The following is a 14,174-nucleotide window of genomic DNA, read 5'->3' as shown; positions in this document are numbered from 1 at the left end:
AAAGATGTACGATATACTTTCGATAAAGACACTATTTTAATTTTACCCGATACTGCCTTTTACAAAGTTAGGGGCAATTTTTATCAACGCCTTCAAGGCAAATGGTCTAACCGAAAAATAACAAAAGAGCTTTTCAACCTTTTGTTTTCGCTGCCTTCTGATGATTTCAAGCTCGACACCACTCAGTTTTCTATAAGTGAAAATCCATTTAAAAATTATAATGGAAAAACCATAGGAAACATTGAGCTTATTAAGCTCAAAGCTTTAGGAACTAGAATGGATAAACCCGATGAGAAGCCAAAATCCTTTATTCAAAAAACCGGTAATACAGTAAACTTTAACACCAGAGAAAGGGTAATTCTGAACAACCTGCTTTTTTCTAGTGGTGATATAGTCGACCCACTAATTATAGCTGATAATGAAAGGATTCTTCGTGAGCTACCCTATATTAAAGATGCACGAATTTACCTAAAACCAAGAGAGGATAACCCCGAAATTGTTGATGTAGAGATAATAACGAAAGACGTTTTGGCCTTATCTTTTGACATTGAAGCACGCGATTTTGACTCGGGGGTTTTAAGGGTAAACCACAAAAACATTTTTGGTTCTGGGCACGAAATAGACAATCGTTTTTCCGTAGACCAAAGTTCAGACCAAAGGTACAGTTATCAGATACGTTATCGAGTGCCCAATATTAAGCGTTCTTTTATTTCCTTTGAAGCCAATTACGCCAATACGGTAAACCAAGATTTTAGCAGCGTAAAACTCCAGCGTGAATTTATTTCACCAAAAATTAAGTTTGCAGGTGGTATTGAATTTACGAACCAAAGACTTCGTTTTACTGAACTATCCAATATCATTTCAGACGAAGAGTATGACTTTCAAACAATTAACCAACGTTATGACTTTCAAGATTTTTGGCTAGCTAGGGCTTTCCCTCTCAACTTAAAAGACCCTATTCGAAATGAAAGAACAAGGCTTATTGTTTCAGGAAGAATTTCAAACATAAAATTTACGCTCAGACCAGAAGTTGATACTGAACTTAATCAACCATTCCATAACCGAACTTTAGCCATTGGCTCTGTAGGAATTTCGCAAAGAAGATACTTTAAGGATCAACTCATTTTTGGCTATGGAAGAACTGAGGATATACCTTATGGCTATCAAATTGAATTACTAGGAGGTTATGAATGGGCAGAATTTGGTCACCGCTATTTTCTTGGCGGGAAAGCTGGCCGAGGAGGATATATGGGCAACCTAGGCTATTTCTTAGGAGGTTTTTCGTTAGAAAGTTTCCTTAAAAATAAAATTTTTGAACAAGGTGTATTCAAAGCTGATTTCCGTTTTTTCAGCTCATTAATTGACCTAAACCGATGGAAGTTCAGGCAATTCATAAATGTAAATTACACCTACGGCATCGACCGATTTTCGAACGAGTACATTGATATAAGAGACGGAAATGGCATAAGGGGTTTGAAAAGTAATACACTTAGAGGAACTCAACGTTTCTTAATTAATATTGAAACGGTAAGCTTTACCCCATTTGAAGCCGCTGACTTTAAATTAGCTGTTTTTGGTTTTTACGACCTTGGCATGGTAAACAATGGTAGTAAAAATATTTTTAGCGAAAAGGCTCAATCCGGAATGGGTTTAGGCTTTAGGATTAGAAATGACAACCTTACTTTTAAGGCCATTGAAATTCGCTTGGCCTATTACCCCGATGCCCCAGTTGGACTACCAATGACAGACCTGAGCCTATCTGGGAATAGCGGGTTTAACTTTTCGGATTTCCTGATTACAAAGCCATCCCCGAGCCTGTTTAAATAAAGACTATTCTGGTTTTTTGAACTTATCCATATGCTTTAATCGCTCAAGTAATGGAGGATGTGAATAGTTTACAAAAACATAAGCAGGATGCGGTGTAAGGTTACTAAGGCTATCTACTGAAAGTTTCTTTAGCGCAGACTGCAGTGGAACAGGATTGTAGGTTGTGGAAGCATAAGCGTCTGCTTCGAATTCGTTCTTCCTACTAATCATATTAATTAAAATACCAGTGAGTTTCGAAATTGGCGTATAAAGCAGCGCAAATGCAACAAGGTTTAAATGAACCGATAGATCTTCTGCACCCAAGGCCATGGAAAGATTTTCATTAAAAATAAGAAGAGATAAAACATATAATGTTATCGCCATTTGCACTACAGATATAGCCATGCCAACCATAACATGTTTCTTTTTAAAATGGCCTACTTCATGTGCCAAAACAGCCACAAGTTCTTCATCTGATTGTTTTTCAATGAGCGTATCGTAAAGCACAATTTTCTTTTTCTTCCCCATTCCAGAGAAAAAGGCATTTGCCTTACTAGACCTTTTAGAGCCATCAATTACAAAAATATTATCTAAAGGAAATTTAACGCGTTCGGCATAGGCGTTAATCTTATCCTTCAATTCGCCCTCGACCAAAGGAGTCAGTTTATTGAACAAAGGCAAAATAAGTAATGTATAAAAAACACTCATAAATAGTGAGAATGCCGTAATAACGATTAGCGCATAAATCCAGAATTGCTCTTGCCATTCAAAAATTAGCCATAGCAACACATAGCCCAGACCTCCACCTAAAATAACGACCAACAAATAGCCCTTTAGCTTATCTGCCCAAAATGTTTTCAAAGAAGTTTTATTGAAGCCAAACTTTGCTTCAATCACAAAAGTAGAATACAATTCAAAGGGTATATTAATAATGTCAGAAACCAAAAACAGAACACCAAAAAAAGCCAACGAATGCAGCATTGGGCTTGTAAAATGGGCCGAAAGCCAAATATGTAAATCTCCGAAAAGCCCAAAAGCAAGAATCAACACAGTAAGTGTTGTACTAAACGCGGTGGTAAGAAATGAGAATTTCGATCTGGCTTTTAAATATCGTTGTGATTTAGCGTACTCCTCTGGGGGATAAATATCTTTGAATTCCTCTGGTAATTTACTTTTAGCTGATTTCATATTGAGGAAATCGAGTAATTGATCAAAGAAATAATCAACCAAAACAATTCCTATAATCAGGTATAGTAGCTGTACCGAAGACATGCTAATTTAGTTTTTCGGGCAAGGAATGCTCCACTGGTCGCGCGGAAGCCTCAAAGGTTTACCCCATTGAAATAAGTAAGATATGGAGATTTCATGAGCTCCTCCACTCGCATTACTCAATTCAGAGAGCGTGTAATCGTAGCTATAGCCAAAATTAAAATCACTAGTAGTAACTCCAAAAGAGAAAATTAACGCCTCATTATTAGGGAAGTTCTCGAAAGTTTTAATTGGCAATCCTCTGTATTGTAAACCCAAATTGATTGGCTCTAAGTGTAAAAAGAAACCGGCATCTAACTGACTAAATTCTCCTTGAGTTTTGTATTGAAAAATTGGAGTAATGCTTCTTTCCTTTCTTGTATAGGTAAGGTCTCTTCTTAGTGCTCCTTCCTTCAGCATAATTTTATACCCTCCATGAATACTAACACGCTGATTCAATGGGCTATCACCATCTAAAAGCGACTGATTTGGTTCTGTTAAATGTTGAACAGAAGCACCCAGAAATAAATTTCTTGAATACAGAATTCCCCCAACTCCAAGATCTAAATAGTTAACATTCAAATTACTGCCCGTTACACTTGGGTCGCCTGGTAAATTAGGGTCAAAGCCAGTAACTGGGTTAATCTGACTGGCGAAAACAAGGTCTGAAAAATTGGCATTCCGCATAAAATAATTGGCTTGAATACCCGGACGAAAAACGAGATTATCAGAAACTTTCAGTTGATAAGCGTAAGTAAGCCCTACATTTGTGCTTTGTAAACCAGCAACACCTTCACGATCAGTAGTTACAATAAACCCTACACCACTATTATACTTTTCCAAATAATGATCGGCATAAAATGAAAAGGTTACAAATGAGGCATCGAGTGATGGCCATTGGTTTCGGTAGTTAATTCCCAAGCGGGTAAACCCCGAAGCACCAGTAAAAGCAGGGTTGATATACAAGGGTGCAGCATAGAACTGTGAGAACTGCGGATCCTGAGCTTTAACCTCTCCCAATCCTATTCCCAAAATGGCAATCAACAAAAATAAAGTTTTGCGCATTTAAACTTTTAACCTTTAACGCTTGAGTACCCTCAAACTATTGTGAAACGTAAAGTTATTTTTTTTCCTCGAAACCCAACACTCAAAGCTTACCTTACTAAGAGAATTCCCTTATCTTAGGGCTGACTTTAAGGAGCGATGAATATAATAAAAACTCCGTTAACCACGTAATAGGGTTATATTTTAGCTCCAGTGTTTTATTACTAGACATCATTTAGCGTGGTAAGAAAAACTCGCATTTTACTCCTTTTATTAGGAATCACTTTCTCGGTACTGACACAAGCTCAGAACTTTACACGTCATAATTGGTATTTCTCCAACAATGACCAAGCCCTTATTTTTGGTAAAGAACAAGCCGCAAGATCTTTTATAGCAGACGGAAAAATAGCTCAAACCAATGCAGGTGAAAAGCTAACCGCCACCGACCCAACTACTGGAGACCTATTATTTTACTCAGACGGAATCAATATTTATGACGCCAGCCATGCCATTATGGAAAATGGAACTGGCATAACCACAGACCCAAATGCCATTCAACCGTTGGCTTTAAGCCCAGTACCAGGTGTGGGAAATGAATCACGCTATTACGTTTTTCATCGTAATCTAACAGGTGAAATTCTGTACACTTTGGTGGACATGAGTGCTCAAGGAAACAGGGCAGTTGGCCCTCCTGCTGGAGCTGTTGTAATTGGAAGTAAAAATCAACCAACAGGAATTATTAGCCGAGGCGATGGTATGCTTACCGTAGCTTCAGGCGATATGACCCAGTTTTGGTTGGTAACTCAGAATAGCACCAACGGAAACTTCGAAATCCACGAAATACCGGTAGCAGGTCAGCCATTCGACCCACAAGGCGCACCAACAGTATTAACAGCCAATGTTCAGGCTGCTCATTTATCACTCAACCCAATGGGTACCCAAATTGCAGTTCGACCTAGCAATAATGTCAATATTCAAATTTTAGATTTTAACCGCGACACCTCAGAGCTGATGTTCAACCGTTCGGTAGCCAACTCGTTTGTTCCGAACCAAAGCCTAACTGGTTCTATTGGCTGGTCGAATAACGGAACCAAACTTTATTTCAGTAGAAACTTAGCTAATTCAACTTCTGGCAACTTATACAGAATAGATTTATCTGACCCTATGGCTTCAGTAGAGCCCGTTTTCAGTAATCCAATAGGCGCGAGCCAAAGTGTAATGCTTGCACCAGACAGTTCGCTCTACCATATATATAAAGAAACCGCAGCTGGCCCTAGGTTATTGGCTAGAATTAACCAACCTGATAGTGCGCTTACTGCATTAGACTACGAGCCATCACTTTTTGAAGGAGCAGACCCTGCTTCTGATTATTTCCAACAGTTTATGCCACCTGCAGCTATTGGCCCAACGGTTACTATTTCAGATGATGGAGATTACTGCATGAACACTCCTGTTCAATTCTTTGTCAATATTGACCCCTCGACAGCTATTCCAACTTCATATTCTTGGGATATTCAGCCTTTTGGAATTACCTCAAATGCCATTGCTCCTATTTTTACATTTGATCAAGCCGGAATGTACATGGCCACTCTTACCGTAGAATTTGATGGCATTGGCACAGTAATGTCCAATACCCTCATGGGTGAAATCATGGAAAACGACATTCAGGTATCGCTTCAAGACACCACTATTTGTGAAGGAGAAACCTTAACCTTAGACGCTGAACCTCAGAGCGGTGGTCAAGGCCAGCAAGGCGGAGCAACTGGCGGCCCATTTGAATACCGATGGAACACAGGAGAAACCACTTCTTCTATTGACGTAACAGACGCTGGCAATTACTGGGTCGTGATTACCCCTACTACAGGTTGCCCGATTTACGAAACGGTTGAAGTAAAAGTATATGGTGACGAAAACCCAACGGCCAATATTTGGTATTTTGGGAATGGCGCGGGAATAGACTTTAATGAAGTAGATGGGCTGGCTCCGCCTCCTCGAAGTATTACAACGGCACACGCCATGAACGCACCAGAAGGCACCTCCACCATATCCGATGCCAACGGCCAAGTACTCTTCTATACCAATGGAACAACGGTATGGAATGCTGACAATGGCATAATGCCAAACGGAACTGAAATTGGTGGCGATTCTACCTCTACTCAAGCTGTGGTCATTGTTCCGTTTGAAGATGACGAAACACTCTTCTATGTATTTACAACAGAAGAAGTGCATGGTGACAACACCTATATGCTCAAATATTCTGTTGTTGACCTCAAAGAAGACAACGGATTAGGTGCAGTAATTTCAAAAGACAATGTACTCTTTACCAGAAGCACAGAAAAACTGATTGCCTTAGAAGGTGCTGGTGGTTACTGGTTAATGGCGCATGAGTATGGTACAAATACCTTTAGAGCATACCCCATTACAAACCAAGGGATTGGGCAACCAATCTTATCTTCCGTTGGGTCTGTTCACAGCATTAACGATGCTTTAAGCGGTCAAGCAGGAATGAAGTTTTCGGGTGATGGTTTACGTATTGCTGTTGCTTTGATTGAAGGTAATGAAGACTATGTAGAGCTTTTCAGTTTTGATGCCAATACTGGAGAAGTAACTGATTTATTGTATAAAATTGATTTAGGAGAAGGCGGACCAGCGCTAAACGATCAAGTTTATGACGTCCATTTTTCAACAGGAGGCGACAAGCTTTTTGCTACCATGAACAACCGCAATGGCGGAGCACCAGGAGGCAGAATATTAGAATACAGAATTGACTCTGCTTCGACTGAAGTTACGCGACTGGCTTCTAAAACCGATATTTCAACCAGTTCTACTGTTACCGTAAACTACGGTGCCATTCAAACAGGCCCTGATGGACAATTGTATGTGGCCATGGAAATTCCGGGCAACCCAGCAGGAACGCCATTTATTGGTTCCATTAATGTGAATGAAGACACTGCCGCGGTTTCTTCTTTCAACCAAATGCAAGTTCCATTAACTACAGGCAATTCGCGATTAGGGCTACCTAATTTTGTTCAGAATAATGTGAACCCTCCAATGGAACCTTCAATGTCGGCTCCAGACAGCACTTGTGTAGAAGAGAGAATTGAACTTTCGGGAGTAGGAACTTCTGATATTGACGAGTTCTTATGGACGATCATTGACGATGCGAACACCACTGTATTTAGTGCTTCTGGTCAAGATACAGCATATGTTTTCCCTCAAGGCCAAGCAGGAAGATTTGATATTTCATTGAACATCTCTAACCGCTGTGGCTTCGATACTACATTCGTTCAAACCATTGATGTATTTGATATTCCACCTAGGCCAGCCGTACCTACAGCCGTTGTGCTTTGCGAAGGCTCTAGCCATGATTTAGATGCCTTAGACGGTGGCCCTGACGATCCGACTTTAAGTTTTGAATGGACGAACAGCCAAGGCGCAGTAGTAAGTAACTCAAGATATTATTCGGTGACTGAAGAAGAAATTTATACCATCACCATTACCAGTATTGGTGGCGGGGGTTGTGTTTCCAGTGCCGAAGTTTACGCTGCACCTCCTTTCGAAATTGAATTGCCCGAAACCGCCAATCTTTGTGAAGGCGAGTCGCTGACCTTAGATTCAAACGTGAACGCCAACAACTACATTTGGACAAGAATTAACCCTGACAATTCAACAACTACATTACCAAACCAAAGAACTGCAGAGGTAGACAGTAGTGTTCCGGGCATATTCACATATGTAGTTTCTATTGAAGACCCAATTGAACCAGGCTGTTTTGCCAATGATTCGACTGTAGTTACCATTAATGGATCACCAAATTTGTCATTAGTGAGTTCTCAAGATGCTAGTTGCCCACAAGTAGGGCCAACTCCTGATGGCGAATTTGTATTCAATATCGCAGGAACAGGAAGTTACAGCTATACCGTAAGTAATGCCTCTGGCGCTACAGTAGCCCAAAACAGTTCGGTAAACGGACCAAATGATGTATCAGTAACGGGTTTAGACGGAGGTATTTATTCTGTTAGTGTAACAGACAATAGTACAAACTGTACAGATGAACTTACAGGCATTGAAATTCAGAACAACAACTTCAATATTATTGAACCCGTGGTAACGGCTGATGCCTCATGCGATACTGCCGATGGGAGCATTACCATTACTTTAGATGATGCTAGTGTTTTCCCTGTAAGCTATGTACTGACAAGAGATGAAACAGGATTTACACCTTTATCAGGAAATGCTACGGCAAATGGTTTTGTAATTTCAGGTCTTGAAGGCGGTACTTATAATATTGAAGTAACCTCGACAGCTTTGGGTTGTACTGCTACCGCTTCGGGTATTGTGGTAAACCAACCAACAGATGTTCAAAACCTGCAAATATCTGGAACTACAGAGGTATGTGATGTAAACCCAAGCACAACGTTGACAGCAAGTTCAACTGATGGAACAAGTTATGTTTGGCTAAGCCCAAGTGGAGCTACGTTAAATGGTGCAGTCATTAACGCTACCGAATCGGGCACCTATACCGTTACAGCAGATGCTCCAGGTGTAGCTTGCCCTACTTCTGAGTCGGTTATTGTAACGCTCACCGTTCAGCCAGATGTAGAAATTATTCAGGTTGGAGACCTTTGTGATGGCACTTTGGTTTTGGAAGCGCAAATCAATAATGAAAAACCCAACACTACCTACAACTTCGCTTGGTCGACAGGTGAAAACACGAAACGAATTACTGTAACCGCTGACGGCACTTATGATGTAACCGTAAGAGAAGCAGGAGATTTAACTTGTACCGGAACCGACTCAGAAACCATTGATTTCCCTGAAGAATTGGAGGCTACTTTAAGCTCAAGCCCAGCTTGTGATGATGGCCAGCCAATAACACTTACTGTGGATGTTTTATCTGGAAATGCCACTAATTTTACTTGGACTCGTAATGGTCAAGCCGCAGGAACTGGCAACCCGTTGGTAGTAAATGAAGAAGGATCCTATACAGTTACTATTAGCGACAACAGTGGTTGCTCAATTGAAAGAAGTATTTTGATTCGTAGAAGTGCTATTCCAGAAGGGTTATTGCCTGACTTGGAATACTATTGCCCAACCTCTTCTAATGTACTTACAGTCACGGCTGGTATTGGTTTTGAAACTTATGAGTGGACTTTAGATGGACAACCTTTAGCCCATTCAGGCCAAGACCTGGCCGTTGATGCGCCAGGTATTTACCAAGTAACTATGACTACAGCTACTGGCTGTGTAAGAGTGGATCAAATGGAGATTATTGAAAGTTGTGATCCAGTTATTTTGGCTCCAAACGTAATTGTACCAGAGGGCAATCCGCCAAACAACGTGTTTTCAGTGGTTCCAAACGGTTTTGTCTCCGACTTCCAGATTTTCATTTACAGTCGTTGGGGAGAATTGATTTACCAAAGTAGCGCACTAGAGTTTCAATGGAATGGTACTTTTAATGGTCAGCTGGTTCCAATAGGCACCTATCCCTATGTGATTAAATTCAGAAGTAGATTCCAACCAGAAAGAGGTGAGTTTGAACAAAGAGGAGCAATAACCGTAGTTCGTTAGTCCGTAAATAATTACTATTTTCGGGAATGACACGCTACATTTTCGCCCTATCATTTCTATTTCTTTTTACTTTTTCTAATGCTCAAGAAAAGAAAAGGGCAAGAGACTACGGAATTGAAATTGGGGTAATGGCAAGTGGAAACCTCAATACCATTACGGATGTGCCAGGGGTAAAAGTTGGTCATCAAACACTCATTAAAGGTGATAGTGTTCGAACTGGCGTAACCGCTATCTTACCCCATTCAGGAAATATATTTCAGAACAAAGTGCCTGCCGCCATATACATTGGAAATGGCTTTGGTAAACTGGCCGGTATCAGTCAGGTGCAGGAACTAGGAAACCTAGAAACGCCCATTATTCTTACAAACACATTGAGTGTTCCCATGGGCATACAGGGCACCGTAAAATACACGTTGGCTTTAGAAGGAAATGAAAATGTTCAGTCGGTAAACGCAATTGTTGGCGAAACCAATGATGGTTACTTAAATGACATTCGAGGAATGCATGTTTCTGAAAATGATGTGATTGCCGCTATTGAAAATGCAAAAACAGGCATCGTTCCTGAAGGAAATGTTGGCGCTGGAACAGGCACAGTCGCTTTTGGTTTTAAAGGGGGAATCGGCACTTCGTCAAGAAAATTACCAGAATCCTTGGGTGGATATACCGTAGGTGTTTTGGTGCAAACCAATTTTGGAGGTGTGCTCACCATCAATGGCGCACCAGTTGGAAAAGAGTTAGAGCAGTATCCATTTTCAAGTGCGATCAAAAAAAGCGATGGTTCCTGCATGATTGTAGTATTAACCGATGCCCCACTAGACGCTCGCCAACTAGAACGAGTCGCTAAAAGAGCCATGATGGGCTTGGCAAAAACAGGAGGCATCGCCTCAAATGGCAGTGGCGATTATGTTATAGCAGCCTCTACGGCAGAATCCATGCGAATTCCTTATCAAACTAGAGAGAAGTTTGACACAGGTGATGTACTAAGAAATGACCACATGAGCTCTATTTTCATGGCAACAATTGAGGCGACAGAAGAAGCCATTATTAATTCGCTATTTATGGCCGAAACCTCTAAAGGAAAAGATGGGCATACGATTCAACAATTACCGATGGAAAAGGTAATACCCATACTCCAGAAATATGGGGTTATTAAGTAAACCAAAAGATTCCGACTGTTTTATATGATGATATAATAACGAGCCAACCTCACGCTAAAACTAGACCTTGTATTTCTTTCTTTTTACTCACCACCTTCTCATAAGTATTTTTCAATCAAATAATATTGTTTTGAGATGACGGTCGATTCCATATCTTTATCAGTTCAATCGGATTCTACTAGTGCTATTATTGAGGAAAACATATGTATTGTTTCTTCTACTCCTTTTAAACCATACTGCTTTTGCGCAGAATGACAGTTGGGGTAGAGAATTCTATGTAAGTCTGTTTCCGCATGAAGAACCTCAAAAAGAGGTTTATTTCCATTTTAGAGCCGAAAAACCAAGTACAGTTGAAATCAACTTTGCCAATAAACAAAACGTAACCCACAACCTTCCTGTTGGCCAGTCAAGCTTTAAGTTAACTTCAGAACAAGCCCGACTTATTACAACTTCTGTGTCTAATGGCGCTAATGTCAATGCCTCAGCCCAAGTAATTTCCGACAATAAAGTCATCTTTGCTTTTAGTAATTCAGGCAGCTTCAGTGCCGATGCTACCATTGCCACTCCTTTAATTTCAGCGGGGCATCACTATATCGTTGCCGATGATTGGGAAGGAGGCCTTAATCCTCCCTACACTAGTCAAGTGAATATTATAGCTACTGGCGGCAAAACCGTACTGAAAATAATTCACCCCGATGGAACTGAAAAAGCCTTGTTTCTCGATGCCATGTCTACCTATACCATCGAATCAACCAGTGACCTTTCCGGTTTAGAAATCATTGTATCAAAAGATCAAACTATCGTTCCTAGCAATGGGCCACCTCCACCTCCTGGCGGAGTAGGGCTTCCTCCTATTTACTGTAACCCTGTAATTGTTTATACCGGAAGTCAAAAGCGTTCATTCGGTCACTGTCCATTTCCTTCTGCTGCCAGCCATATTGTAGAATCTCTCTCGCCCTTATCTACTATTGGCACAGAATACGTTTTAACCCGCCTACTGGGCAGAGAAGAAAAAAAATTCTCATACAGCTATATGGCAACTGAAAACAACACCACAATACAAGTAACCAATCAGTTCAGTACAGCAACAAAGGTTTTTGAGAAGGGAGAAACATTTATGCTTTCAGATGACGATCCATTATATATTAAGGCCGACAAACCCATTTTAGTCACGCAGCAAGCATCAGCGCAAGATGGTTGCGATGCATTCACACCTCCCGTCTTAGGTAATGCTATGGGCTCTCCTTTTTCAATTACCCTATCACCTTTTGAGCAAGGCATTGAAGAAACTGTAGTCGAGATTGTGGAGACCAAAGACATCGTTAATCAGTTTTTAAATATCGCTATCCCTACTGCCGATGCGCCAAATTTTAGTATTTCGCCAAACCCTGGCGCAGTTAATTTTACAGAAATAGGAGGTAGTGGCTTCTCTTATGCCACCGTAGCAGTAACACCAGGTGTAGCCTATCGACTGAAAGCCGGCACAGGTAAATTTACGGTTACAGAATACGGATTTGGCCCAAGTACAAGCTATGGACAAAACCCTTTTCAGAACTTAAATAACCTGAATTTCGAAGTAGCCATCAACGATCAGCAGTTAGGATTGATACGAGAAGACGCCTGCCTAAATACTGAATTAGAATTCAACTTAAACTATCTCAAGCCAGGGCTTGAAAGCACATACAACCACATTGAATGGGATTTTGGTGATGGTACTACGGCTGAAGGGATCAATGTAAATAAAACCTATAGTGAAGCCGGACTGTACAGAATTTCGGCCAAGGTATTTACTGATGAAGATATTTGTTTAACTACCCACACTCTAATTCGGGAAGTAGAAGTACATGAAATAAAAGCCGAGCGTATAGAGGGACCTACTTCACTATGCCCTTTCTCTGAAAATATGGTTTACACTCTCATAAAAGACGGTGACTATTTCTATAATTGGGAAGTGGTAGGAGGCACAATTGTAGGCCCTGATAACCAAGAAACAGTAACCATAAACTGGGGAGCTCCCAACCTGCAAGCCAAAGTGAGGGTATATGTGTCGGATGTGTTTAACTGTACTATTCCCGTGATTGAGCTGCCAGTAGTATTGGAAGCCAAAGACGAATTAAGTCCTGACAAACCTTTTGGTAGTACCGAAGTATGCTTTCAAGAAAAAGCCAACCAAACTTATTATACTCCACATATTACAGGCGCTACTTTTGAATGGCACATAGTAGGTGGCACAATTACTTCCGGCCAAAACACGAATCAAATTGAAGTGAATTGGACAGAACCAAACGGCAAGATATCTTATACCCTATTTCAAAACTCTTGCTATGGAACTTCCGAAGCACTAAATGTTTTGGTTTACGAAGATATATCCTTCGACATTCAAACCACTGACCTTTCATGCTTTGGAGCCGATGACGGCAAAGCCAGCGTATCCATTCAAGGAGGAAAAGCACCATACACCATTTCCTGGAGCAATGGTAAAGATTTAACACCGAATATAAGCGATTTGGCCGCTGGAGAATATGAAGTAACTGTAACAGACGCAATTGGCTGTAGCTTAACCCAAACCTTTGATATCTCATCTCCTCAGCTTTTAACAGCCGATGTGCAAGAATTTAAATTTTGTAACGGAGAAGCTGACGGTATTGTGAGCATAATTCCCAAAGGAGGCACTGCTCCTTTCACCTATCATCTTTTCGCTAGCACTAGCGCCAGCAATTACGATGTAACACAATCAGAACCTCTATTTGATAAGCTCTTTGCTGGTATTTATACTTTAGTAGTAACAGACAAAAATGGCTGTACTTCGAATCATTATGTGGAACTAGCAGACCCCGCTCCGCTTCAGTTAAGGGTAAGCGACAATGTCGCCATTTGTCCACAGCAACAAGACGGAACCATAACGATTAGTGTAACTGGCGGTACCGAACCTTATACCTATCAGTGGTCGACACAACCAAACGTAAATGCCCCAACCATTTATGATGTGGGCAAAGGAACTTATCAGGTAGTTGTAACTGATGCCAATGGATATACTATTTCTAAAGAAATCAAAAAGGAAGAAACTTACCCTAAGCTATTTGTTCCAAATATTTTTACTCCAGATGGCGATGGAATTAACGATACCTTCAAGCCGATATCTCCTTGCATTGTCAATTATCAAATCACCATTTTCAACCGATGGGGGCAGCCCATTTTCATCTCAGAAACTGGTGGAGAATGGGACGGCACGCAAGATGGAAAAGACCTCCCCGCTGGCACCTACATTTATAGAATTGATTACTCTGACCCTATCAACCCCGAACTAGCCGCCCAAACCAAAGGCCGGGTGGTGATGTATAAGTAGGT

6 protein-coding genes are annotated in these 14,174 nt (G+C 40.9%); 4 read left to right on the top strand and 2 right to left on the bottom strand.

Annotated features, from left to right (window positions below):
• Positions 1-141 precede the first annotated feature (141 nt).
• A complete protein-coding gene (locus AWW67_RS01710; protein ID WP_062299798.1) occupies positions 142-1,827 on the top strand; it encodes a BamA/TamA family outer membrane protein in 1,686 nt (561 codons plus the stop codon).
• Between the two features lie 3 nt (positions 1,828-1,830).
• Here AWW67_RS01710 and AWW67_RS01705 read toward each other — a convergent pair whose 3' ends face one another.
• Together AWW67_RS01705 and AWW67_RS01700 are read right to left on the bottom strand one after the other, a co-directional pair.
• Positions 1,831-3,078, bottom strand: a complete 1,248-nt coding sequence (locus AWW67_RS01705; protein ID WP_062299796.1) for a M48 family metallopeptidase — start codon at positions 3,076-3,078, stop codon at positions 1,831-1,833.
• 6 nt (positions 3,079-3,084) lie between these two features.
• Entirely contained in the window at positions 3,085-4,119 is a 1,035-nt protein-coding gene (locus AWW67_RS01700) for a PorP/SprF family type IX secretion system membrane protein (protein ID WP_062299794.1), read from the bottom strand.
• A gap of 219 nt (positions 4,120-4,338) precedes the next feature.
• Here AWW67_RS01700 and AWW67_RS01695 point away from each other — a divergent pair, with 219 nt between their 5' ends.
• The 3 genes from AWW67_RS01695 to AWW67_RS01685 all read left to right on the top strand — a co-directional run bounded on the left by AWW67_RS01695 (position 4,339) and on the right by AWW67_RS01685 (position 14,172).
• A complete protein-coding gene (locus AWW67_RS01695; RefSeq protein WP_062299793.1) occupies positions 4,339-9,669 on the top strand; it encodes a T9SS type B sorting domain-containing protein in 5,331 nt (1,776 codons plus the stop codon).
• Positions 9,670-9,695: 26 nt separating this feature from the next.
• Complete coding sequence (locus AWW67_RS01690) at positions 9,696-10,826, top strand: P1 family peptidase (RefSeq protein ID WP_062299791.1); 1,131 nt, start codon at positions 9,696-9,698, stop codon at positions 10,824-10,826.
• Positions 10,827-11,034: 208 nt separating this feature from the next.
• Positions 11,035-14,172 (top strand): T9SS type B sorting domain-containing protein, encoded by a 3,138-nt coding sequence (locus AWW67_RS01685; protein ID WP_141655354.1) that lies wholly within the window; start codon positions 11,035-11,037, stop codon positions 14,170-14,172.
• Positions 14,173-14,174 lie beyond the last annotated feature (2 nt).

The sequence above is a fragment of the Roseivirga seohaensis genome (assembly GCF_001592945.1).
GTDB lineage: Bacteria > Bacteroidota > Bacteroidia > Cytophagales > Cyclobacteriaceae > Roseivirga > Roseivirga seohaensis.
The sequence above is the reverse complement of the archived record's forward strand: the minus strand, read 5'-3'. Positions and strand labels throughout refer to the sequence as shown.

What these genes read in the sequence shown, in the direction of transcription:
- AWW67_RS01705 (WP_062299796.1), bottom strand. Translation starts at nt 3,078, where the DNA reads ATGTCTTCGGTACAGCTACTATACCTGATTATAGGAATTGTTTTGGTT.
- AWW67_RS01700 (WP_062299794.1), bottom strand. Translation starts at nt 4,119, where the DNA reads ATGCGCAAAACTTTATTTTTGTTGATTGCCATTTTGGGAATAGGATTG.
- AWW67_RS01690 (WP_062299791.1), top strand. Translation starts at nt 9,696, where the DNA reads ATGACACGCTACATTTTCGCCCTATCATTTCTATTTCTTTTTACTTTT.